The 23,138-nt window shown below is 66.1% G+C and carries 18 protein-coding genes; 10 read left to right on the top strand and 8 right to left on the bottom strand.

Annotated elements, in window-relative coordinates:
- From CKY51_RS14355 to CKY51_RS14340, 4 genes are all read right to left on the bottom strand, one after another.
- Nucleotides 1-1,103: efflux transporter outer membrane subunit (locus tag CKY51_RS14355; protein ID WP_152249413.1), on the bottom strand; the 1,103-nt coding region annotated here is incomplete at its 3' end.
- A 461-nt stretch (nucleotides 1,104-1,564) separates the two neighbouring features.
- Nucleotides 1,565-3,121, bottom strand: coding sequence for a pseudouridine synthase (locus CKY51_RS14350; protein ID WP_022971275.1), 1,557 nt, complete (start codon nucleotides 3,119-3,121; stop codon nucleotides 1,565-1,567).
- Nucleotides 3,114-4,115 (bottom strand): SMC-Scp complex subunit ScpB, encoded by a 1,002-nt coding sequence (scpB, locus tag CKY51_RS14345; protein WP_211904901.1) that lies wholly within the window; start codon nucleotides 4,113-4,115, stop codon nucleotides 3,114-3,116. Before scpB ends, CKY51_RS14350 begins: the two co-directional genes overlap by 8 nt.
- 13 nt (nucleotides 4,116-4,128) lie before the next feature.
- Nucleotides 4,129-5,034 carry a segregation and condensation protein A gene (locus tag CKY51_RS14340; protein WP_022971272.1) on the bottom strand — a complete coding sequence of 302 codons (906 nt, stop codon included), beginning with the start codon at nucleotides 5,032-5,034 and terminating at the stop codon, nucleotides 4,129-4,131.
- Nucleotides 5,035-5,383: 349 nt separating this feature from the next.
- Here CKY51_RS14340 and CKY51_RS14335 point away from each other — a divergent pair, with 349 nt between their 5' ends.
- The 10 genes from CKY51_RS14335 to CKY51_RS14290 all read left to right on the top strand — a co-directional run bounded on the left by CKY51_RS14335 (nucleotide 5,384) and on the right by CKY51_RS14290 (nucleotide 19,316).
- Nucleotides 5,384-5,683, top strand: a complete 300-nt coding sequence (locus CKY51_RS14335; RefSeq protein WP_031338832.1) for a YciI family protein — start codon at nucleotides 5,384-5,386, stop codon at nucleotides 5,681-5,683.
- Nucleotides 5,680-5,961 (top strand): BolA family protein, encoded by a 282-nt coding sequence (locus CKY51_RS14330; protein ID WP_022971271.1) that lies wholly within the window; start codon nucleotides 5,680-5,682, stop codon nucleotides 5,959-5,961. The genes CKY51_RS14335 and CKY51_RS14330 overlap by 4 nt, the downstream gene beginning before the upstream one ends.
- A gap of 431 nt (nucleotides 5,962-6,392) precedes the next feature.
- Nucleotides 6,393-7,415 (top strand): LacI family DNA-binding transcriptional regulator, encoded by a 1,023-nt coding sequence (locus CKY51_RS14325; protein WP_022971270.1) that lies wholly within the window; start codon nucleotides 6,393-6,395, stop codon nucleotides 7,413-7,415.
- A 111-nt stretch (nucleotides 7,416-7,526) separates the two neighbouring features.
- The gene (locus CKY51_RS14320) at nucleotides 7,527-10,502 is read left to right on the top strand and encodes a TonB-dependent receptor (RefSeq protein WP_152249411.1); all 2,976 of its coding nucleotides are present in this window, start codon (nucleotides 7,527-7,529) and stop codon (nucleotides 10,500-10,502) included.
- Nucleotides 10,503-10,602: 100 nt separating this feature from the next.
- A complete protein-coding gene (locus tag CKY51_RS14315; protein WP_152249410.1) occupies nucleotides 10,603-12,222 on the top strand; it encodes a glucoamylase family protein in 1,620 nt (539 codons plus the stop codon).
- Nucleotides 12,223-12,225: 3 nt separating this feature from the next.
- Entirely contained in the window at nucleotides 12,226-13,560 is a 1,335-nt protein-coding gene (locus CKY51_RS14310) for a sugar ABC transporter substrate-binding protein (protein WP_152249409.1), read from the top strand.
- Nucleotides 13,557-14,441 carry a carbohydrate ABC transporter permease gene (locus CKY51_RS14305; RefSeq protein ID WP_152249408.1) on the top strand — a complete coding sequence of 295 codons (885 nt, stop codon included), beginning with the start codon at nucleotides 13,557-13,559 and terminating at the stop codon, nucleotides 14,439-14,441. Before CKY51_RS14310 ends, CKY51_RS14305 begins: the two co-directional genes overlap by 4 nt.
- A complete protein-coding gene (locus CKY51_RS14300) occupies nucleotides 14,438-15,274 on the top strand; it encodes a carbohydrate ABC transporter permease (protein ID WP_022971263.1) in 837 nt (278 codons plus the stop codon). The genes CKY51_RS14305 and CKY51_RS14300 overlap by 4 nt, the downstream gene beginning before the upstream one ends.
- 26 nt (nucleotides 15,275-15,300) lie before the next feature.
- Nucleotides 15,301-18,435 (top strand): discoidin domain-containing protein, encoded by a 3,135-nt coding sequence (locus CKY51_RS14295; RefSeq protein ID WP_170292332.1) that lies wholly within the window; start codon nucleotides 15,301-15,303, stop codon nucleotides 18,433-18,435.
- The gene (locus CKY51_RS14290) at nucleotides 18,432-19,316 is read left to right on the top strand and encodes an endonuclease/exonuclease/phosphatase family protein (protein WP_081641329.1); all 885 of its coding nucleotides are present in this window, start codon (nucleotides 18,432-18,434) and stop codon (nucleotides 19,314-19,316) included. The genes CKY51_RS14295 and CKY51_RS14290 overlap by 4 nt, the downstream gene beginning before the upstream one ends.
- Nucleotides 19,317-19,375: 59 nt before the next feature.
- On the opposite strand, the gene CKY51_RS14285 is transcribed toward CKY51_RS14290, so the two are convergent.
- The 4 genes from CKY51_RS14285 to CKY51_RS14270 all read right to left on the bottom strand — a co-directional run bounded on the left by CKY51_RS14285 (nucleotide 19,376) and on the right by CKY51_RS14270 (nucleotide 23,127).
- A complete protein-coding gene (locus CKY51_RS14285; RefSeq protein WP_022971259.1) occupies nucleotides 19,376-20,608 on the bottom strand; it encodes a TraB/GumN family protein in 1,233 nt (410 codons plus the stop codon).
- Nucleotides 20,601-21,128, bottom strand: coding sequence for a GNAT family N-acetyltransferase (locus CKY51_RS14280; protein WP_022971258.1), 528 nt, complete (start codon nucleotides 21,126-21,128; stop codon nucleotides 20,601-20,603). Before CKY51_RS14280 ends, CKY51_RS14285 begins: the two co-directional genes overlap by 8 nt.
- A gap of 4 nt (nucleotides 21,129-21,132) precedes the next feature.
- Nucleotides 21,133-22,017 carry a carbon-nitrogen hydrolase gene (locus CKY51_RS14275; protein WP_022971257.1) on the bottom strand — a complete coding sequence of 295 codons (885 nt, stop codon included), beginning with the start codon at nucleotides 22,015-22,017 and terminating at the stop codon, nucleotides 21,133-21,135.
- A 75-nt stretch (nucleotides 22,018-22,092) separates the two neighbouring features.
- Entirely contained in the window at nucleotides 22,093-23,127 is a 1,035-nt protein-coding gene (locus CKY51_RS14270) for an agmatine deiminase family protein (RefSeq protein ID WP_031338809.1), read from the bottom strand.
- Between the last annotated feature and the right edge of the window lie 11 nt (nucleotides 23,128-23,138).

Here is a 23,138-nt window from a genome sequence, read left to right as displayed (position 1 = left end):
TGCGCACGTTGCGCGTGGCGGGCGCCGCCATCGAACAGCGTGCCGGCCAGTGCCGCGCCCACCGCCCAGACCCGGTTCGGCACGCTCAGCAACGAGGCCAGTCCCGCGCTGTCGTAGCCACCGCTGGCGCTCAGCGACAGGGTCGGGAACCACGCTGCCACCGCCACGCCGATGCCGGCGTTGGCCGCGGCCATGCGCCGCTCGGCGCCGGCGATATCCGGGCGCCGTTGCAGCAGCACCGAGGGCAGTGCTTCCGGGGCCGGGGGCAGCGCCGGTAATGGTGCGTCGCTGGCCGCCAGCGAGAATTCGGCCGGGGTACGGCCAAGCAGCACGGCCAGCGCATGGTCCAACTGCCGACGCGACAGCGCCAGATCGGTCGATGCGGCTTCGGTGCTGTGCAGGGTGGCTTCGGCGGCGGCCACATCGGCGGTGCTGGCAACCCCGGCGCGCACGCGCGCCTGGGTCAGCCGCAGCGCGTCGCGATAGCCGGTCAGGGTGCGCTGGTAGAGCGCCAGGATCTGGTCATCGAAACGCAGTTGCAGGTAATCGGCCACGACTGCGGCCTGCAGCGACAGCCGTGCCTGCGCCAGATCGGCGGCGCTGGCCTGTGCGCTGTCGCCGGCCTGTTCGACGCTGCGTCGTATCCGGCCCCAGAAGTCCGGCTCCCAGCTGGCGCTCAGCTCCAGCGTATCGGCGTCGCGCGCGCCCGGTTTGAGCGCGACGTTGCGCGCGCGCGTGGTCGCGGCCTGCACGCCCAGCGCCGGCATCTCGGCCGCACGCGCGCTGCCGACCAGCGCTTGCGCCTGCCGATAGCGTGCCTCGGCCTGGAGCAGTGTCTGGTTGGCACGGTCGGCCTGCGCGACCAGGGCATCCAGCTGCGGGTCGCCGTAGCGGGTCCACCACGCCGCCGCCGGATCGGCCGCCGCCGGTGCGGCGGGCGTCCAGCCGTTGTCGGCTTCGGCGAACGGCTGCTGTGCGCCGGCCGGCGGCGCCGGACGCACGTAGTCCGGGCCGACCATGCAGCCGCCGAGCAGCAGCACACTCAACAGCGCCGCGAACGGCCTCAGGCGGCGGGAAACCGGCGGTAGGGGCAGGGCGGTCACGGGCGGCACCGGCAGCGGGAACAGGCGGTCACCGTAGTCGCCGCAGGGCGACCCCACGCTGACGTCTCGCTGACAGTGTTGTCAGAATGCTGCGTAAGGCCATCGATGCGGCCTCGTAGGCCGCGCCCGTTCGCTCCGCAACATGGCGCTTGCAGTCCTCATCATCGCCGCAAGGTTGCGACCGCCTGCCGTCGTCGGACAGCGTCGCCAGCGGCGAAGACGCCGACAAAGCCCGGCCGCGCGCAGCACTCAAGGCCGACGAGGTACGGCGCAACGTCGCCTTCCCGAATGGCGAATCCGTCCGCGAAGCGCGGGTCCACCGAAGCAACGCGACAACGGCGCGCTGTTCGGCGACGCGCCCAAGGCGCTGTGGCAGCAGTGGGCCGGCTGACGCCTACGGCGACGGCCACAAACAACGACGGCCCCTCGCAGGGCCGTCGTTGTTTATGCGGTGTGCGAACTCAACGACCGCGGTTGCCGCCAGGCGGGCGACGGTTGCCGCCACCGGGCGGACGGCCGCCCGCACCGGGGCCACGGTTGCCGCCGCCAGGGCCGCGATTGGCACCGGGACGACCGCCGGCGGGCCGGGCACCAGCCGGGCGTGCCGCACCGTACGGGCTGAAGCCCGGGGTGGCATGGTCGGACGGGAATACCGGCGCATTGCCCGGATGGCCGTAGGGATGCTTGCGCTGGCCTGGCTGGCCACCACCGGCTCCGCGTGGCTGACCCTGACCCTGACCACCGGTGCGTGCGCCGCCGCCAGCACCCGGTCCCTTCTTGCCATAGGGACGTGCCTGCCCGCTGGGACCAGCATTGCGGTGGTTGCTCGGGCCGGTGGTCACGCCATCGGGCACATACCAGCTCCGGAAGGCGGCCGGATTGCCTTCCGGCAGCGAGCGATCGCCCTTGGCCGGGCCACGCTGCTTGAAGGGACGCTGCTGCGACTGCTTGGCGGCCGCTTCGCCGCTGACCGTCAAGCCGCCCTTGAAGCCGCCGCCCTTGCCGCCGCGACCGCGGCCACGCTCTTCGCGTGGGTTGTCGAAACGGCGCAGTTCGCGGCCTTCGTCGGCACCAGAGGTCTGGCCATTGACGTAGGCATTGCTACGGCCGCCATCGCGAGCCACATGGACGGTGGACTTGGCGGCGCGGCGCTGGCCGATCACCGGCTGCAGCGTCAGCGCCGAGGGGGCGCCTTCTTCCAGCTTCAGTTCGCTGCGCAAGGCCTCGACCTTGTCCTGCGCCAGTTCGACCGAGTGGCCGCGCAGCAGCTCGCGCGGCAGCGCGACCTTGCCGTAGCGGGTGCGCTTGAGGCGACTGACCTGGCAGCCCTGCGATTCCCACAGCCGGCGCACTTCGCGATTGCGGCCTTCCTTGACCACCACCCGGAACCAGTCGTGCGAGTCGGTGCCGCCGATGCGCTCGATCTCATCGAACTTGGCGCCACCGTCTTCCAGCAACACACCGCGCGAGAGCCGCTCGATCATGCTGTCGGGCACTTTTTCCTCGCCCTCGGGTGCGCGCACGCGCACCACGTACTCGCGTTCCACCTCGTAGGAGGGGTGCATCATCGCGTTGGCCAGTTCGCCGTCGGTGGTGAGCAGCAGCAGGCCGGTGGTGTTGATGTCCAGGCGGCCGATGGCGATCCAGCGCGAGCCCTTCAGGACCGGCAGCGACTCGAAGACGGTCGGCCGGCCTTCCGGATCCTCGCGCGTGGTCACTTCGCCCTCGGGCTTGTTGTAGAGCAGCACGCGCGCCGGTTCGGTCAGTGCGCTGGCCACGAAGCTGCGCCCGTCCAGTTCGATCTTGTCGCCGCTGCGCACCGACATGCCGGTCTGCGCGACGGCGCCATTGACCTTGATCAGGCCATCGGCGATGCGTTGCTCCAGCGCGCGGCGCGAACCCAGGCCGGCCTGGGCCAGAACCTTGTGCAGGCGCTCTTCCAGCTTCGGCGCTTCGGGCGCGCTGTCGCGCTTGAGGGAGAGCTTGTTCAACGACAGCTTGCGGGGGGTGTCACTCATGTGTCTGGCTCCGGCCGCCGCGTTGCGGATCGGCCTCTGGGTCGGAATCGGCTTCGTCAACAGCCACGGTCGTCGTCGCGACGGCGTTGTCTTCGTCTTCGTTCACTGCATCCGCGCGCGTACCCGGCGCGGTGTCGGGGTCGCCCTCGCGGGCGTGGTCTGGGTGCTGCGCCGTCGCCGCCTGTTCAAGCGCGGCGACCGGGTCCTGCGTTGTTGCGTGCGCGTCCAAGCCTGGCGACTCGGGGCGTGTTTCGGTGGTGCGTGTGTCGGCTGCTTCGTCCGTCGCAGCAATCTCTGGCGCTGGCGCTGCATCGGCGTCGGCAACTGCCGGTGCCTGCGGCGCCGCGGCGGCCTCCGCGCCAGCCTCGGCCGCTGCGGCGTCGCCGGCGTCCGGCAGAGCAGCGCCGGCTGCCAGCGCGCCCGCCGGCTGGCCGTCGCGATCCAGCGGCAACTGCGGTTCCAGTTCGGCGATGTCCTTCAACTCTGACAATGGCGGCAGCTCGTCGAGCCGCTTGAGCCCAAAGTAGTCCAGGAACCCCTTGGTGGTGCCGAACAGCGCCGGTTTGCCGGGCACGTCGCGGTGTCCGACCACCCGGATCCATTCGCGCTCTTCCAGCGCCTGGATGATGTTGCTGCTGACCGCCACCCCGCGGACCTGTTCGATCTCGCCGCGGGTGATCGGCTGGCGATAAGCGATCAACGCCAGCGTCTCCAGGGTTGCGCGGGTGTACTTGGTCTTGCGTTCGGTCCACAGCCGCGCCACCCAGCCATGCACGTCGGCCTTGACCTGGAAGCGGAAGCCGGAGGCCACTTCGACCAGCTCCACGCCGCGCTCGGCGCAGCCTTCGCGCAGCAGGTCCAGGGCGCGTTCGATGCTGCCGGGCGGGGCCGGTTCCTCTTCCGGGAACAAGCCCTGCAGCTGAGTCAGCGGCAAGGGCTGGTTGCTGGCCAGCAGGGCAGCTTCGATGATGCGGGTGATCAGCGCTTGATCCATTCGGTGATCGGCTTCAGGTGGTGGCGTTGGCGGTATCGCTGTCGTCGAATTCGCTGGAGAACTGCAAGGGCGCGTTGGTGTTGCCCAAGGCCAGCGATTTGACATAGATCGGCGCGAGCGGTGCCTCCTGCACGATGTCGAGCAGTTGTTCCTTGGCCAGCTCCAGCAGCGCCAGGAAGGTCACCAGCACGCCCAGCTTGCCTTCCTCGGCGGTGAACAGCGACTCGAAGCGGTAAAACTTGCCGTCGTCCAGCCGGCTCAGCACGTCGCCCATGCGCTGGCGCACACTCAGCGCCTCGCGCTTGATCGCGTGGCCGCTGAACAGCTCGGCGCGCTTGAGCACGTCGTACAGCGCCAGCAGCATTTCCTTCATCTCCACCGGCGGCGGCAGCTTGATCGCGGCGCGCTCGGGCAGATGCGCCTGCACGGGGGTGGTGTCGCGGCCCTGACGGGGCAGGGCGTCCAGATCCTCGGCAGCCTGCTTGAAGCGCTCGTACTCCTGCAGACGGCGCACCAGTTCGGCGCGCGGATCGTCTTCCTCGCCGTCCTGGCTGGGTGGCCGCGGCAACAGCATGCGCGACTTGATCTCGGCCAGGATCGCGGCCATCACCAGATATTCGGCGGCCAGCTCGAAGCGCAATTCCTGCATCACGTTGATGTAGTCCACGTACTGCCGGGTGATCTCGGCGACGGGGATGTCCAGAATATCCAGATTCTGCCTGCGGATCAGATAGAGCAGCAGGTCCAACGGACCTTCGAACGCATCAAGAATGACTTCCAGCGCATCCGGCGGGATATACAGATCCTGCGGGATCTGCAGGACCGGTTGCCCGTGCACCACCGCCAGCGGCATTTCCTGCTGCTGTGGCGGCGCGCTCGTGGCTGGCGGAGTCGCGACGTGCGCGCGTTCGGAATTCATCAGGTCGACATCGGTCTTGCGGTCGCCGGCCGCGGTCGAAGCCGCGCCTGCAGGGCTTTGCCTTGAAGTTATTGCGATCACTGGCGCACCCGTGCCGGCGCGCTTCCACATATCCACATACAACGTGCGCCGCGTGGCATGCGGCGACGGAACAGCGAGGAGGTCGTCTACGCGGGCCGGTGGTGGGCAGCGATGCGGTCGTCGAGAGAGGCATGGAGCCTGGGCCGACGGGCCGCTGCATCCGGTTGCGTGTGCAGTAGCGCCAAGGGTAATGCGTGGGCGGGGGCGGTGTCCAGCGCTGACCCGGCTACACTCCTGGTCTGTGCAGTCAGTGTGGGTGAGGTGAGGCGTGTGGTACGTGATTGAAGGCCATGACCGGGCCGATGCGCTGGCCGCGCGGCAACAGGCGCGGCCTGCGCATTTGCAACGCCTGCAGGAACTGGCGGCCGCCGGCCGGCTGCTGGTGGCAGGCCCCTGTCCGGCCATCGATGCCGAAGACCCAGGACCGGCCGGGTACAGCGGTAGCGTGGTGATTGCCGAGTTCGCCAGCCTGGAGCAGGCGCGCGCGTGGGCCGATGCCGATCCCTATGTCGACGCCGGAGTTTATCTACGTACCGATGTGCGGCCGTTCCGCAGGGTGCTGCCGTGAGCCGGGTCGAGCGGATCCGCGACGCCTTGCAGGCGGCGCTGGCACCCAGCGCGCTGGAGGTCGTCGACGATAGCCATCGCCATGCCGGCCATGCCGGTGCCCGTGATGGCCGCGGCCACTACAACGTCCGCATCGTCAGTACGGCCTTTGCCGGCAAGGCGCTGCTGGCGCGTCACCGTGCGGTCTATGCCGCGGTCGGCGACATGATGCAAACCGATATCCACGCGCTATCGATCCAGGCCTTTGCGCCTGGGGAGGACGGGCAGGGCGTAGGCTGAGCGCCGGCTCCAGGGCGGCTGGCGCGGGCGCGCGTCACTCGGACACGCCCCATGGCGTCTTGCGGTCGCCGCGAACGTGCCATTGCCGCAACGCCTCGGCACCGGAAGCCGGGGCCACAGGCCCACCCAGCGGCGCTGGCGGGTGGCGGCGACGCGTTGCTGATCCGGTTTTGTCCCGATCCTGTCCTCGGCTGTCCCGTACTCGCGGTACAGCAACGCAGGCTAGTGAGTGTGACCTCGTCGTGCTTCGTTTATCGACGCATGTCAGCGCTTATTGTTGCGACGCAGCACGTTTCTTCACGCCTCACTCACTCTTAGGTGATTGATATGTAAGCGTTTTCACGCGATGTGCCAAAGGGGTTTACGCCCCTCTATGAAAACGCTTACAGTCCGCGCCAGTTTTTGGGACGTGGTCGCGGAGGGCGACACGCATGACCAAGGGTACGGTCACCATCAAAGATGTCGCTCGCGAAGCGCGGGTCTCCGTCGCGACCGTCTCGCGCGCGTTGAATGGGCACGACAATGTGGCCGAGCCGGTGCGACAACAGGTCCTGGATGTCGCCAAGCGGCTGCGCTACAGCCCGCATGCCGCCGCTCGCAGTCTCAGCAGTCGGCGTACCCAGACCCTGGGCGTGGTCCTGCCGGATCTCTATGGCGAGTTTTTTTCCGAACTGATTCGCGGCATCGATGGCGCCGCCCGCACCGCCGGCCAGCATCTGCTGGTCTCCAGCTACCACGGCGACCCGGAAGTGCAGGGGCGTGCGTTGCGCGCGATGCGGGGGCGGGTGGATGGCTTGCTGGCGCTGTCGCCTTATGCCGAGCAGCCCGGCTTCCTGACCGACAACCTGCCGCAGGCCTTGCCGACGGTATTGGTCAATACGCATGTCCCCGGCAGCGCCTACCCGGTGCTGAGCATCGACGATCACGCCGGGGCGATGGCGATGACCGAACACCTGTTGTCGCTGGGCCATCGACGCATCGCTTTCATCGGCGGGCCGCGGTTGAACTTCGATGCCCGCGAGCGTCTGCGCGGCTTCCGCGACGCCATGGCAGCGTTCGGCCATGCGGCGCAGGCCAGCGAGTTCGCTGGCGATTTCGACGAGGCCTCCGGGCACCGTGCCGGCGTGGCGATGCTGACGGCCGATGCGTTGCCGGATGCGGTCTTCGCCGCCAACGATATGACGGCATTGGGCTGCCTGTATGCGTTCGCGCAGGCCGGCATTGCCGTTCCTGGACAGATCGCGCTGGCCGGTTTCGACGATATCCCGCTGGCCCGTTTCGTCCATCCGGCCCTGACCACCATGCGGGTCAGCATCGCCCGCCTGGGCGAACAGGCCATGGCTCGCCTGCTGCGGCTGATCGATCAGCCAGGGCAGGACGGCGAGCTGCGCCAGCTGCTCACCCCGGAACTGGTGGTGCGCGAGTCCTGCGCCGCCCGCGGCCCCGATTCCTGATTGCTCCGACTTTGCGGACGTCCTGTCCGCACCCGCTGCGTTTGCAGCGTTCGTTCCAGCACGACTGCCGTGTCCACAACAACAAGTCTGTACCGATCCCTGGAGGGACCAATGCGCCATCACCATCCCCATTCCCGTCCATCGCGCACGCTGCTGAGCTGCGCGCTGGCCAGTTGCCTGCTGCTGGGCGCGGTACCCAGCTTCGCGCAGAGCACTGCCGCCACCATTCGCGGCCAGGTCACGGTCGATTCGGCACCGGCCACGCAGGCCCAGGTCACTGCCACCAACCTGGCCACCGGACTGACCCGTAGCGTGCAGGTCAGCAATGGCAGCTACTCGGTCGGCGGCCTGCCGCCGGGCCAGTACCGTCTGGATGTCACCGCCAATGGCCAGACCAACTCGCAGAACGTCACCGTGCAGGTCGGGCAGACCGCAACCTTGAACATCGGCGTCGGCGGCGTGGCCGCCTCGGGCGATGCAGGTAACGCTACCACCCTCGATGCCGTGCAGGTCAAGGCGCCGCCGGTGCTGGTGGAGACGCGCACCTCCGAGAACGCCACCTACATCTCCAATGTGCAGATCGAGAACCTGCCGCGGGTCACGCGCAACTTCCTCGAGCTGGCCGACACCGTGCCGAACGTGCAGTTCACCCGCGATGCCAACGGCACCACCAAGGTGCGCTCGGGCGCGACCTCGGCCGACGGTACCAACGTCTACATCGATGGCGTGAGCCAGAAGAACTATGTGCTCACCGGCGGTGTCAGCGGCCAGGACTCCAGCCGCGGCAACCCCTTCCCGCAATCGGCCATCGGCGAATACAAGGTCATCACCTCCAACTACAAGGCCGAGTTCGACCAGGTGACCGGCGCGGCGATCGTCGCCTCGTCCAAGTCCGGTACCAACGACTTCCATGGCAGCTTCTTCTGGGATACCAGCAATGACGGCTGGCGCGAAGAGAGCCCGCTGGAAAAAAAGGCCGGTGTCCGCGACGACTTCGAGGAGACCCAGTACGGCGCGACCTTCAGCGGCCCCATCCTCAAGGACAAGGCGCATTTCTTCATCGCCTACGAGGCCAAGGAATACAGCACGCCCAACGTGGTGATCCCCGGTTCGATCTATTCGGACCGCGTCGACCAATTGCCGGCGCAGCTGCAGCCGCTGGTGGCGACCTATAGCACCCCGTTCAAGGAAGACCTGTACTTCGGCAAGATCGATTGGACCCTCGGCGACAACAACCTGTTCGAGCTGACCGGCAAGTACCGCAAGGAAGACGAGCTCAACGATGTCGGCCAGACCTCGACCTACGAGCACGGCAGCGTCAACAGCCAGGAAGAGAAGCGCGCCAACCTGCGCTGGCAGTACAGCGGCGCCAACTTCCTCAACGAGGCCAATCTCAGCTACGAGAGCGCGTTCTGGAACCAGGCGCCAATCAATAACGGCAGCGGCTACGTGCTGAGCTACGCGCCCGGTCGCGGCAACGAGACCACGGTGCTGGCCGCCGGCGCTGGCGGCAGTTTCCAGCGCAAGGGGCAGAAGGGCTGGGCATTCCAGGACGACCTGACCTTGAACAGCCTGGAATGGCATGGCGCGCACACCGTCAAGATGGGCGTGAAGTTCAAGAGCATCGATCTGGACTCCACCCAGTTCAATCCAGCCAACCCCCAGTACTACTACAACGTGCTCACCGACACCGATACGCCTTACCGGGTGCGCTTCGGTGCGCCGTTGGTGGAGGGAGGCGGTTCGGTGGTGTCCAAGAACAAGCAGTACGGCATCTATCTACAGGACGACTGGGAGGTCAACGAGCACTGGACGCTCAACCTGGGCGTGCGCTACGACTACGAGGAGACTCCGGCGTTCCTGGACTTCGTCACCCCGACCGAGGTTGCCGGCGCGCTGCAGAACTGGAGCAACCTGCGCAACGCCAACTACAACATCAACGACTACATCAGCACCGGCAACAACCGAAAGGCGTTCAAGAATGCCTGGCAGCCGCGGCTGGGCGCGTCCTACGACCTGTTCGGCGACCAGGCCCATGTCATCTACGGCGGTGCTGGCCGCGCCTACGATCGCAACATCTTCGATTACCTGGCGCTGGAACAGCTCAACAATTCGTTCAAGTCCTATAGCTATTACTTCACCAGCGCCAACAACCCGGCCTGTCTGGGCGACCCATGCACGGCCTGGAATCCGGCCTATGCCAGCCAGGCTGGCCTGGATGCGCTGGCGGCCAGCAGCGCCGGCGGCGGCGGTCGCGAGGTTTACCTGATCAACAACAACATCAAGACGCCGTACTCCGACCAGTACAGCATCGGCATGCGCAACCTGGTCCCGCTATGGGGGCAGGACTGGTACACCGACGTCACCCTGAGCAGGATCGAGAGCCACGACGGTTTCGCCTTCGTGCGCGGCAACCGGCGGCCGGACGGCAGCTTCTTCGCCCCAGGCACGACCTCGGGTTCTCCGGCCGATGGACCCGATGGCTACAGCGTCATCGTGCTCGGTACCAACGGAGTAGAGACGCGCAACAACCAGCTCGCGCTGCAGGTCGAGAAGCCCTTCGACGAGGAATCGGGGTGGGGGCTGACGCTGGCGTATACCTACTCCGATGCGAAGGAGAACCGGCAATTCGGCGAGCACTATGCGTTGGATCGCGAGCGCATCCAGGACTACGGCTGGCGCGAAGCCGGTGGCATTCCAAAGAATCGTCTGGTGGTCACCGGCATCTACGAGCTGCCGTACGAGGTCAAGCTGTCGGGCAAGCTCTCGCTGGCCAGCCAGACGCCGCGTTATGGACAGAACTGCGTGGCGGGGAACGACCAGTGCTACATCATTCAATACAAGCCGGATTCGACGCTGGGTTACAAGGAGTTCAGCATTGCGGCAAACAAGGAATGGGATACCGGTGCAGGCGTCAAGTTCAACGTGCGGGCGGATATCATCAACGTGTTCAATTGGGTGAACTACGCCGGCTATAACACTGAGACCGGTACCTTCGACGACTTGAACACCGCGTTCGGAACGCCAACCGGCGTGCTGGCCTCGCCGATGCGGACGTTCCGGTTGGCCTTCGGCCTGAACTGGTGAGGCTGGCGACCGCTCCCGCAGTGCTGGGGCGGTCGCTCTCCGTGGTGGGATGAGGTAGGTTTGCGTGCGGGATGTAATCGATTACACAAGTGGGGGGCGGATGAATAGGGGCAACACGTCGCGGTGGGTACGGATTCCACTCTTGCTCGGCGCACTGCTGCTGGCGTCGTGCAAACAGGCCGAGGAACCCAAGGTGGCCGAGAAGAAGGCGCCGGTCAAAGTCATCCTGATCGAAGCGCAGCTGCCGCCCAAGCCGGTCAAGCCGCCGCTGCCGCCGCTGTTTTCGGATATCGAACGGCGGACGTTCCAGTTCTTCTGGGACACCACCAACGAGGTCAATGGACTGACCCCCGATCGCTTCCCGTCCCGCCCGTTTGCCAGCATTGCCTCGGTGGGCTTTGCACTGACCGCTTATCCGATCGGCATCGAAAATGGCTGGATCAGCCGCAACCAGGCGGTCGATCGCACCCTGACCACGCTGAAGTTCTTCCGCGACGCACCGACCGGCCCGCAACGCACCGGTCGCGCCGGCTACAAGGGCTTCTACTACCATTTCCTGGACATGCAGCAGGGCAACCGCTACGACAGCTGGGTGGAGCTGTCGAGCGTGGATACCGCCTTGCTGATGATGGGGGTGCTGTTCGCGCAGTCCTATTACGACGGCAACGACAGCCGCGAGAAGGAGATTCGCCAGATCGCCGACACGCTTTATCGGCGGGTGGACTGGCGCTGGCTGCAACAGCGATCGCCATTGATTTCAATGGGTTGGTTCCCGGAAAGCGGGTTCATCAATCACGACTGGATGGGCTATAACGAAGCGATGATGCTGTACATCCTCGCGCTCGGTTCGCCCACGCATGCCGTCGAGCCCGATGCGTGGACGGTGTGGACCCGCACCTACAACAACGACTGGGGCGTCTACCAGGGGCAGGAATACCTGTCGTTCGGTCCGCTGTTCGGCCATCAATACAGCCACGTCTGGATCGACTTCCGCGACATCCAGGACCAGTACATGCGCGAGCGCGGTATCGATTACTTCCTCAACAGCCGCCGCGCCGTCCTGGCCCAGCGCGACTACGCCATCGACAACCCGATGAAGTGGAAGGACTACGGCGAGAATGTCTGGGGCCTGACCGCCAGCGACGGTCCGCAGAACACCAGCCAGGAATACCGCGGCGAGCAGCGTCAGTTCCGCCACTATTCCTCGCGCGGCGCCGGCCTGCGCGAGAACTTCGACGACGGCACCATTGCGCCGACTGCGGCGATCTCCTCGATCGTGTTCGCGCCCGAGGTCGTCATCGCCGCCACCGAGGAGATGCACAAGCGCTACGGCGACTTCCTGTATTCCTCGTATGGCTTTCTGGATTCGTTCAATCCCAGCTTCAACTACGACATCCCGCTGAAGACCGGACGCATGGTCCCCGACCGCGGCTGGGTCTCCAGCGACTACATCTCCATCGATCAGGGGCCGATCCTGACCATGATCGCCAACTACCGCAACGAGTTCGTCTGGAAGGTGATGAAGAAGAACGGCTACATCCGCACCGGACTGGAGCGGGCGGGTTTCACCGGCGGCTGGCTGACGCCCGAGGGCGAGCCGCAGCCGCTACCGAAGAAGGACGAGCAGGCGGCCGCCGCGCGCTCGCTGGGCATGGCCGAGTCGCGCGCCGCCGCCGCCCAGGCGCAGCAAGACCCCTCGCAACGCCAGAAGCCCGAGTAAGCCGTGCGCCTTCCGACCCTGTTGATGATGGCCGCTGTGCTGTGCCTTGGGCTGGTCGCGTGTGACCGCACCCCGCCGGGGCAGACCACCGTGCGTTTCTGGGCGATGGGCAAGGAAGCGGAGGTGGTGGCCGAACTGGTGCGCGATTTCGAACGCCAGCACCCGGACATCAAGGTGGATGTGCAGAACATCCCGATGACCGCCGCCCACGAGAAGCTGCTGACCGCTTTTGCCGCCGATGGTTTGCCGGATGTGTGCCAGCTCGGCAACACCTGGCTGCCGGAGTTCGCCCTGCTGGATACGCTGGAGCCGGTCCAGCCCTATCTGGCGCACTCGACCATCGTCGACCCCAAGGACTACTTTCCCGGCGTCTGGGATACCAACGTGGTCGACGGCACCTTGTATGGCGTGCCGTGGTACGTGGACACGCGCCTGCTGTTCTATCGCAAGGATCTGCTGCAGGCGGCCGGCTACAGCCAGGTGCCCAAGACCTGGGCCGAGATGGAGCAGATGATGGCGGCGATCAAGCGCCAGGTCGGCCCGGACCGCTATGCCATCCTGATGCCGCTCAACGAATTCGAGCAGCAGCTATCCTTCGCGCTGCAGCAGGACGAGCCGCTGCTGCGCGACCATAACAACTACGGCAATTTCCGCAGCGCCGGCTTCCGCAAGGCGCTGGCCTTCTACGACAACATGTACCAGCAGGGTTGGGCCCCCAAGGTATCCGAGACCCAGGTGTCCAACGTCTGGTACGAATTCTTCAACGGCTACTACGCCATGTATCTGTCCGGTCCCTGGAACGTGCGCGAGTTCAAGCTGCGCCAGCCACCGGACATGGCAGGAAAGTGGGGCACGGCGCCACTGCCGGGTCCGAACGGCCCGGGCGCAGGCATCGCTGGCGGCTCCAGCCTGGTGATCTTCAAGTCGTCGCAGCACAAGCAGGCTGCCTGGACACTGATCGAATACCTGTCCCAGCCGCAGGTGCAGGCACGCTTCCACGCCATCATCGGCGATCTGCCGCCGCGTCGCAGCACCTGGAAGCTGCCCTCGCTGGCCAATGACGAACTGGCGCGTGCCTTCGGTGACCAGCTCGAGCGCGTCAAGGCCACGCCCAAGGTGCTCGAATGGGAGCGCATCGTGCAGGAAATGCGCCTGGTCACCGAGCGCGTGGTGCGCGGTGGCGAGTCGCAGGACGCCGCCGTGCAGGAGCTGGACAAGCGGGTGGACGACATCCTGGCCAAGCGCCGCTGGATCTATGCGCAGGAGGGCGGGCAGGTGGTGCCGGAATCCAAGCCGCGCGCTGCTGCGCCGGTGACGGACAAGGCGGGTGCACGATGATGAAGCGCAATTCCATCGCCGGCTGGGTATTCGCCGCGCCGGCGATCTTGGTGCTGGGAATGTTCTTCGGCGTGCCGGTGCTGGCTGCGCTGGTGTTGAGCGTCACCGACTTCGATCTGTATGCGTTGGCCGACAGCAGCCACCTGCGCTTCGTCGGGCTGGGCAACTATCTGGACCTGCTGCAGACCCCGCTGTTCTGGAAGTCGCTGTGGAACACCAGCTATTTCGTGCTGCTGGGCGTACCGATGTCCATCGCGGTCTCGCTCGGCGCCGCCCTGCTGCTCAACGCCAAGGCCTCGCGGTTCAAGGCGCTGTTCCGCACCGCACTGTTCGCGCCGGTGGTCACCACCCTGGTCGCGGTCGCGGTGATCTGGCGTTACCTGTTCCATATCAAGTACGGCCTGGTGAACTGGGGGTTGGGACACCTGGGCATCCATCCGATCGACTGGCTGGGCGATCCGCGCTGGGCGATGCCGACCATCATGCTGTTCGCGGTGTGGAAGAACTTCGGCTACAACATGGTCATCTTCCTGGCCGGTTTGCAGGGCATCCCGCAGGACCTCTATGAAGCTGCCCGCATCGACGGCGCGTCGCGCTGGAAGCAGTTCCTGCACATCACCTTGCCGATGCTCGGTCCAGTGCTGATGGTGGTGGGTGTCATCACCATCTCCGGCTACTTCCAACTGTTCGCCGAGCCCTACGTGATGACGCGCGGCGACCCGCTGCAGAGCACCGTGAGCGTGCTGTATTTCATGTTCGAGGAAGGCTTCAAGTGGTGGAACCTCGGCCGCGCTTCGGCAGTGGCCTTCCTGTTGTTCCTGATCATCCTGGCGGTGACCACCGTGATGCTGCGCTTCGGGCGCAAGAAGGATCTGGTATGAGTCGTGATGTCGGCGAGTCGCGCTGGAATGCCGTGCTGGTCAACGGCGGTTTGCTGCTGCTGGCAGTGGTCAGCCTGGCGCCGCTGTTGTGGATGTTGTCGGTGTCGTTCATGCCCACGGGCGAAGCCAGTCGCTTCCCGCCGCCGATGTTGCCCTCGGCCTTCACCACGGCCAACTATCATGAGTTGTTCGCGCGCACCGGCATGGCGCGCAACTTCGCCAACAGCCTGTTGGTGTCGGGGCTGATCACGCTGGGGTCGTTGCTGGTCAACACCATGGCCGGCTATGCCTTCGCCAAGCTGCAGTTCGTCGGCCGCGAGCGCATCTTCCAGGTGCTGATGGCGGCGTTGGTGATCCCTGCCCAGGTGACCATGCTGCCGTTGTTCCTGCTGATGAAGCAGTTGCACCTGGTCAACAGCATTGGCGGGGTGGTGGTGCCGGCGCTGGCGACGGTGTTCGGCATCTTCCTGGTGCGTCAGTACGCGCGCAGCATCCCCGACGAATTGATCGAGGCCGCACGCATCGATGGCGCCAGCGAGCTGCGGATCTTCTTCCAGATCGTGCTGCCGATGCTCAAGCCGGTGCTGGTGACCCTCACCATCTTCACCTTCATGGGCTCGTGGAACGACTTCATGTGGCCGTTGATCGTGTTGACCGACCAGGAGCACTACACCCTGCCGGTCGCGCTGGCCGCGTTGTCGCGCGAGCACATCATGGACGTGGAGCTGATGATGGCCGGCGCGGTGGTGACCGTGATTCCGGTGCTGTTGTTGTTCCTGTTGTTGCAGCGCTACTACATCCAAGGTCTTCTGCTGGGGAGTGTGAAAGGGTGAGGCCGATCGTGCTGCGACTGCTTGCCATGGCCGCCATCGTCAGCGCGGGAACGGCGCAGGCGCAGGATCGCGTCCTCGATGGCTTCAACGACATCGGCGCCTGGCGCCTGGTGGTCTCCAATCAGGTCAGCGGTTCGCTGCGGCCGGTGACCAGCGCGTCCGGCGGCCGCGCGCTGTGCCTGGATTACAACTTCAATGGCGTGTCTGGTTATGTCGGCCTGCGAAGGACCTTGCCGATCGACTATCCCGACAATTACCGCCTCGGCCTGGCTGTACGCGGCGATTCGCCGTCCAACGATCTGCAGATCAAGTTCATCGACGACAGCGGCGACAACGTCTGGTGGATCAATCGCCCGGGCTTCGCTTTCCCGAAGAACTGGACCACGCTGAGCTATCGCAAGCGGCATGTCGAAAAAGCCTGGGGCCCGGGCGCAGACAAGCAGCTGCGCCACAGTGCGGATGTCGAGCTCACCATCTACAACAAGGTGGGCGGCAAGGGCACGGTGTGCTTCGATCGCCTGACGCTGACGCCGCTGCCGCCGGAAGATACCTCGCCGCTGACCGCCAAGGCGATCACCGACACCGCGCCGGCGCTGGAACAACGGCTAGCCGATGGCAAGCTGGAGACGTTCTGGCTCAGTGCTGGGGTCAAGCAGCAGACCGTGACCCTGGACCTGGGCAAGGTGCGCGAGTTCGGTGGCGCGATCGTGCAATGGGTCCCCGGGCTGCAGGCGTCCAAGTATGTGGTGCGCGCGTCCGCCGACGGCCGTGGTTGGCGCGACCTGCGCACGGTCACCGCCGGCGCGGGCGGGACCGACTATCTGGCCCTGCCGGAAACCGAAGCGCGCTATCTGCGGCTGGACCTGCAGGATGGCCCGAATTGGCGCTATGGCATCAAGGAAGTGCAGTTGCAGCCGCTGGCCTTCGCCGCGACGCCCAACGACTTCATCAAATCCTTGGCAGCGCTGGCGCCGCGCGGCAGCTACCCGCGTGGCTTCTCGGGCGAGCAGCCGTACTGGACCATCGTGGGCCTGGATGGCGGTACCGAGCAGGGACTGATTGGCGAGGATGGTGCGGTCGAAGTCGGCAAGGGCGGTTTCAGCATCGAACCCTTCGTCGTCACCGGCGGCAAGGTCCTGCGCTGGGCCAACGTCAGTAGCGAGCAAAGCCTGCAGGACGACTATCTGCCCATTCCCAGTGTCGATTGGCATCACGATTTGATGAACCTGCGGGTGACTGCTTTCGTGCAGGGCACGCCCGAGCAGTCGCAACTGGTAGCGCGCTACCAGCTGCACAACACCGGCACGCAGGCGCGCGAGTTCACTCTGGCGCTGGCGGTGCGGCCATTCCAGGTCAATCCCCCATCGCAGTTCCTCAATACCCTGGGCGGGATCAGTCGCATCGAGCAGCTCGCCGTCGACGGCGGGCTGGTCAGCGTCAATGGCAAGCCGCGGGTATTCGCCGCGCAGCGGCCCGATGCCGGTTTTGCCGCCGCCTTCGACAGTGGCATGGACGTCAGCCATCTCACCGCCGCCACACCGCCCACGACGACCCAGGTCAAGGACGAAACGGGGCTGGCATCGGGCGTGCTGTTGTATCGGTGGACGTTGGAGCCCGGCCAGCAGCGCGAAGTGGCGCTGGTCATCCCGCAGACCGGTGCGGCGCAGCTGCCGGCCGCATTCGATGCCGACAAGGCGCAGCAGCAGGTGGCCCAGCAGTGGCGCAGCAAGCTTGATCGTGTCCGCATCAGCGTGCCGGCCGAGGGCAAGCCCGTGGTCGATACCTTGCGCACGGCGCTGGCGCACATGCTGATCTCGCGCATCGGCCCGCGTCTGCAGCCGGGCACCCGTTCCTACTCGCGCAGCTGGATCCGCGACGGCGCGATGATTTCTGAAGGCCTGCTGCGATTGGGGCGCGAAGACGTCGTGCGGGACTACGTCGACTGGTTCGCGCCTTATCAGTTCGCCGACGGCATGGTGCCGTGCTGCGTGGACGATCGCGGCAGCGACCCGGTGCCGGAGAACGATAGTCATGGCGAGCTGATCTACAACATCGCCGAGTACTACCGCTATACCGGCGACAGACCGTTCCTGGAAAAGATGTGGCCGCATGTCACTGGCGCGTTCGACTACATGGAGAAGCTGCGCGCCAGCGAGCGCACGGAAGAGAACTTCATGCGCAATCCGGCCTTTTACGGAATGATGCCGGTGTCGATCAGTCACGAAGGCTATTCGGCCAAGCCGGTGCATTCGTATTGGGACAACTTCTGGGCATTGCGAGGCTACAAGGACGCGGCGATGCTGGCCGGCGCGCTGGACAAGCCGGAAGAGCTCGCGCGCTTCAGTGCCGCGCGCGATGAATTCGGCGGCGATCTGGTCGCCTCGCTGGGCGCAGCGGTCCGCCAGCATCAGCTGGATTTCCTGCCGGGATCGGCCGAATTGGGCGACTTCGACGCGACGTCGACCACGATCGCGCTGGCACCGGGCGGTGAGCAGCAACATCTGCCGACGGAGCTGCTCACCAATACCTTCGAGCGCTACTGGCAGCAGTTCACCGATCGCCGCGACGGCAAACGCGACTGGAAGGACTACACGCCGTACGAATGGCGCAACGTCGCCGCCTTCGTACGCTTGGGCTGGCGCGATCGCGCCTGGGACGCCACCACGTTCTTCTTCAAGGATCGCGCGCCGCAGCCCTGGAACCAGTGGGCAGAAGTGGTGTCGCGGACGCCGCGCACGCCTTTCTTCGTCGGCGACCTGCCGCATGCCTGGGTCGCCTCGGATTTCGTACGCTCGGTACTGGACATGTTCGCCTACGGGCGCGAGTCCGATGCCAGTCTGGTGATCGCCGCGGGCACGCCGACGCGCTGGTTCGAAGGCAAGGGCATCGGCATCGCCGAACTGCGGACGCCCTATGGTCGCCTCAACTACACCTTGCAGCGGACCGACAAGCAGTTGCAGCTGCAATTGCAGCCCGGCCTGGTGCTGCCGCCGGGGGGGGTAGTGTTCGCCTGGCCGTACCAGGGCGAGCCGGGCAAGGCCACCATCAATGGCGAGCAGGCGCAATGGGTCAATGGCGAGCTGCGGATCCAGCAGATGCCGGCCAGTGTCCAGATCGAGGTGCCCAGCGCGGTGCGACGGGCCGAGCGCGCGGCGCGATGAGGTGGCGGCGCGGACGCCACCTCATCGCGCCGTTCCGGGCCGCCTTGGCGTTGGCGCTGCTGTTTGCTCAGCAAGCGCTATGTGCCGAGCCGCAGGTCGCACCGCCCAATTTGAGCCTGGTGACCTTGAACCTGCACCACGATGTCGATGACTGGCCGGCGCGGCGTGCGCATATCCTCGCCGAGCTGCGTCGCTTGCGGCCGGACGTGGTTGCATTGCAGGAAGTGATCGAGCGACGCGGCCAGGTGGAGAATCAGGCGGCCTGGCTGGCGCGGACCCTCGGCTACGACTACACCTTCGCCTCGGCCGACCCGATCGGTGCGCCCAAGCGGTACGGCAACGCGTTGCTCAGTCGACGCCAGGTGCTGCAGCGGCACCAACGCCTGCTGCAGCCGTTGGACGACTACCGCGTGGCCGCGCATCTACGAATCGATCTGGGAGGGCAGCCGGTCAGCGTCTATGTGACCCATCTCAACGAGCGTGCCGACGCCCACGGCAGGGCGATTCGCGCGCGCCAGGTGGCCGACCTGCTGGACTTCATCGCCGGCAGCAGCCAGCATGCGCCGGTGATCATCGCTGGCGACTTCAACACCGCCGCCGACGCGCTGGACCTGAATGCCTTGCGCAAGGGCTACGGCGATAGCTACGGCAGCGTGCATCGCAATCCTGCGGCGGCGGTGAGCACCTTGAACACCCATGTGTTCGCCACGCCGGCACGGATCGATCACGTGTTCTTCCAGCAGAATCGCTTGCTGGCCCGCGAAGCCCGCATCCTGTTCGAAGCCCCCGATGCCGAGGGCCGCTGGGCCTCGGACCATTACGGTGTCTGGGTACGCCTACAGCTCGCGCCGGAGCGTCCACCAGCCCACCAGATGCCGTAGGAGCGCACCCGGGCGCGATGAGGTTCTGCCGGCAACCCCCGTCGCGCGCGGGTGCGCTCCTACCCATGCAGGCGGTTGAAGATCTGCACGCCGGCTAGCCAGACACCGGCCATGCTGCCGAAATTGGTCAGAATGAAGGTCAGCACCACCCGCGAGACGCGATTGCGATACCAGCCGCGCAGGGTCTGCGCATCGTCGCGCAAGGTCAGGAAGTCGGCATAGGCCGGCTTGCGCATATGCACTTCCACCAGCGCGGCGAATGCACCAGTGGGTACGCTCAGGCGGAACGGCTTGAAGGGCGCGACCACGGCCGCGGTCAGGATGCTCAGGACATGCCCGCCGGCCAGCAGGCAGCCGAGTGCGGCTAGGCCACCGGTATACATCGCCCACTGCAGCAAGAGATCCGCACCCATCGCCATGCCGCCGCGCCAGAAGCCGATCGCGATGCCGGCGATGATCACCGCCAGGATGCCCAGGGTGATCCACGGAATGCGTCGGCGTTGCTGCACGTGCTCCAGGTCGGCGCGCAGCGGTCCAGGTGCGACGGTGTCTTGTTCCAGATGCCGCGCCAGGCCAGCCAGATGGCCGGCACCGACCACTGCCAGCACTTCGCGCTGCCCGGCATGGGCCTCTTCGCGCAGCCGCGTGGCCATGTAACGGTCGCGTTCGGCGATCACCGTCTCATACAGTTCCGGGCTTTCGCTGGCGAAGTCGCCAAAGCTCGCTTCCAGCATGTCGCCTTGCTTGAGCTTCTCGATCTCCTCTTCGCCGACCTCGTCGGCGGCGAATAACCCACCGAGCAGGCCACCAGCCAACTTGAGCTTGCCGAAGAAGCCCAGGCGCCCAGAGGCGCGCTTGAATGTCAGTCCCACCTCGCGGTCGATCAAATGCACCGGCAAACCTTGTGCGCGTGCCAGGTTGACCGCTTCCTTCAACTCCGCGCCCGGCTCGATACCGAGCTGCTTGGCCAGCCGGCGCTGATAAGCAGCCAGTGCCAGGTTGGCGGCGAACAAGGCCACACGCCCCTTGCGGATGACCTGCACCAGATCCAGACGCGCCAGCGCGTCGGGATCGCTGAGTGCCTGCAGGCGTTGCGCGTCCAGCTCCACCGCCACCGCGTCGTAGCGGCCGCTGCCGATGGCACGCTGTACCGCGGCGACGCTGGCGACCGACACGTGCGCGGTCCCCAGCAGGGTGTAGCGCACGCCATCGCGTTCGACGATGCGGTGCGGTTGGCCGGACAGGGCATCGTCCAGGACGGGAAGGGGCTGCTCGCTCATGGGCTCATTCATCGGAAGGGGGAGTGGTGTTGCCGGAGCCGAGCGCGCGTTGCATCTGCACCGCGTCCAGCCAGCGTCCATGCTTGCGGCCTAGTCCGGTGAAGACTCCGACCGTGCGGAAGCCGAAACGTTCATGCAATCGCAGCGACGCCCGGTTGCTGGCATCACCGATCACCGCGATCAGTTGCCGGTAGCCGCGCTGCCCGCACTGCGCGATCAGTTCGCCCAGCAGCGCCGAACCGATGCCCATCCCTTGTGCGTGGGCTGCCACATAGATCGAGTTCTCGACCGTCCAGCGATAGCCATCGCGGCTGCGGTAGGGGCCGACATAGGCGTAGCCGACCACTGCATGATCGCGCTCGGCGACCAGATACGGATGGCCGGCCGTCACGATCGCCTGTACCCGTTCGCGCATCGCTTGCAGCGATGGCACGCGGTATTCGTACGTGTTGCAGCCCGCAATCTGCTCGGCGTAGATCGCATGGATGGCGGCAATGTCGGCATCACCGACCGGGCGCAGCACCAAATGCATGCGCTCAGTCGATGTAGCGCTTGAGCAGATCGCCGTAGGCATCGATGCGGCGATCGCGCAGGAACGGCCAGATCCGCCGCACATGCTCGCTGCGTTTCAGATCCACGTCGCAGACCAGGATGGTCGGCTCCTGGCCGGCTTCGGCGATGAACTCGCCTTGTGGTCCCAGCACATGGCTGTTGCCCCAGAACTGAATGCCGGACGCGCCTAGCGGCGAGGGCTCGTGGCCGACGCGATTGCACGACAGCACCGGCACCCCGTTGGCCACGGCATGGCCGCGATGGCTCAGCACCCAGGCATCGCGCTGGCGCTCCTGCTCGGCCTGCTGATCGTCCGGATCCCAGCCGATCGCGGTGGGGTAGAGCAGCAACTCGGCGCCTGCCAGCGCCATCAGGCGTGCGGCCTCCGGATACCACTGGTCCCAGCACACCAGCACGCCCAGGCGGCCGACCGAGGTGTCGATCGGGGTGAAGCCCAGATCGCCCGGGGTGAAGTAGAACTTTTCGTAGAAGCCCGGATCGTCGGGGATGTGCATCTTGCGATACTTGCCGAGCAGACGGCCATCGCTTTCCAGCACCACCGCGGTGTTGTGGTACAGCCCAGCGGCGCGGCGCTCGAACAGCGAACCCACGATCACCACGCCATGCTGCTTGGCCAGTGCGCCCAGGCGTTCGGTGCTGGGGCCGGGGATCGGTTCGGCAAAATCGAATTCGCCCACCGATTCGTGCTGGCAGAAATACGCGCCGTTATGCAGTTCCTGCAGCAGCACCAGTTTGGCGCCCTGCGCGGCAGCTTCGGCCACGCGCGCCTCGATCACGGCCAGATTGGCCTCGGCATCGCCATGGTTGCGCTCCTGGATCAGCGCGACGGGAAGGGAATGACGGGTCATGGAAACGTCCAACTGGGTGGCGCACTAAGGTAGCGCGCCCTGGCGTAACGCCGGCCTGCCGGCCGGGACTGGAACTCAGGCGGCGAGCAGGCCCGCCGGCATTTGCATGGTCAGGCAGTGCAGGCTGCCGTTCTGCCAGATCAGCGCACGGCAGGGGACGGGCACGATCTCGTGCTGTGGAAATGCTTCGGCCAACACGGCCTGTGCCGCGATATCGGCCGGATCGCCATAGGCCGGCATCAGCACCGCGCCATTGACGATCAGGAAGTTCGCATAGGACGCCGCCAGGCGACGGCCCTCGTCGAGGATGGGCTGCGCCCACGGCAGCACGAACAGGCGGTATGGCTGACCATTGGATTGGCGCAGGGCGGCCAGCTCGTTGCCCATCGCCTGCAGTTCGGCGTAGTGCGAGTCGCCAGCCACATCGCAGCCCTGGTAAACAATTGCGTCCACGGCGGCAAAGCGCGCCAGCGTATCGATATGTGCGTCGGTGTCGTCGCCTTCCAGATAGCCGTGGTCCAGCCACAGCACCCGCTCCTGCGACAACCACGCCGCCAGATCGCTGCTCAACGAAGCGCGGCTGCGTTGCGGATGGCGCTCATGCAGGCACTTCCAGGTGGTCAGCAACGTGCCGGCACCGTCGGTCTCGATTGCTCCGCCTTCCAGTGCGAAGTCCACCGTCTGCACCGGTGAGGAGACGAAGACGCCGGCCGCATCCAGCGAGCCGACCAATTGGTCGTCCAGGCTAGCCTCGAACTTGCCGCCCCAGCCGGTAAAACGGAAATCCATCAAGCGGAAGCCGTCCGCGTCGCGCAAGGTGATCGGCCCGGAATCGCGCAGCCAGGTGTCGTTATAGGCGGCAGTGACGAACCGCACGCGCTGCATGTCGATCCGTGCCGAGCGCAGGCGCGCCTCGGCGTAGATCTGCAGATCCTCGTCGGCCACGCAGATCACCGCCGGCTCGAACCGCGTGATCGCAGCGACCAGCGCGATATAGGTTTCCTCCACCTCGGCCAGGCGCTCGGCCCAGTCGGTACCGGCATGCGGCCAGGCGATCAGGACGGCGGACTGGGGTTCCCACTCGGCGGGAAAACGGATGCGATCGGTCATGCCTTGCAACT

The sequence above is a fragment of the Xanthomonas maliensis genome (genome assembly GCF_009192945.1).
GTDB lineage: Bacteria > Pseudomonadota > Gammaproteobacteria > Xanthomonadales > Xanthomonadaceae > Xanthomonas > Xanthomonas maliensis.
The sequence above is the reverse complement of the archived record's forward strand: the minus strand, read 5'-3'. Positions and strand labels throughout refer to the sequence as shown.

Bases quoted from the DNA above. Each gene is read 5' to 3' on its own strand.
- CKY51_RS14350 (WP_022971275.1), bottom strand. From the start codon at position 3,121: ATGAGTGACACCCCCCGCAAGCTGTCGTTGAACAAGCTCTCCCTCAAG.
- scpB (WP_211904901.1), bottom strand. From the start codon at position 4,115: ATGGATCAAGCGCTGATCACCCGCATCATCGAAGCTGCCCTGCTGGCC.
- CKY51_RS14340 (WP_022971272.1), bottom strand. From the start codon at position 5,034: ATGAATTCCGAACGCGCGCACGTCGCGACTCCGCCAGCCACGAGCGCG.
- CKY51_RS14325 (WP_022971270.1), top strand. From the start codon at position 6,393: ATGACCAAGGGTACGGTCACCATCAAAGATGTCGCTCGCGAAGCGCGG.
- CKY51_RS14320 (WP_152249411.1), top strand. From the start codon at position 7,527: ATGCGCCATCACCATCCCCATTCCCGTCCATCGCGCACGCTGCTGAGC.
- CKY51_RS14315 (WP_152249410.1), top strand. From the start codon at position 10,603: ATGAATAGGGGCAACACGTCGCGGTGGGTACGGATTCCACTCTTGCTC.
- CKY51_RS14305 (WP_152249408.1), top strand. From the start codon at position 13,557: ATGATGAAGCGCAATTCCATCGCCGGCTGGGTATTCGCCGCGCCGGCG.
- CKY51_RS14300 (WP_022971263.1), top strand. From the start codon at position 14,438: ATGAGTCGTGATGTCGGCGAGTCGCGCTGGAATGCCGTGCTGGTCAAC.
- CKY51_RS14295 (WP_170292332.1), top strand. From the start codon at position 15,301: ATGGCCGCCATCGTCAGCGCGGGAACGGCGCAGGCGCAGGATCGCGTC.
- CKY51_RS14290 (WP_081641329.1), top strand. From the start codon at position 18,432: ATGAGGTGGCGGCGCGGACGCCACCTCATCGCGCCGTTCCGGGCCGCC.
- CKY51_RS14285 (WP_022971259.1), bottom strand. From the start codon at position 20,608: ATGAATGAGCCCATGAGCGAGCAGCCCCTTCCCGTCCTGGACGATGCC.
- CKY51_RS14280 (WP_022971258.1), bottom strand. From the start codon at position 21,128: ATGCATTTGGTGCTGCGCCCGGTCGGTGATGCCGACATTGCCGCCATC.
- CKY51_RS14275 (WP_022971257.1), bottom strand. From the start codon at position 22,017: ATGACCCGTCATTCCCTTCCCGTCGCGCTGATCCAGGAGCGCAACCAT.
- CKY51_RS14270 (WP_031338809.1), bottom strand. From the start codon at position 23,127: ATGACCGATCGCATCCGTTTTCCCGCCGAGTGGGAACCCCAGTCCGCC.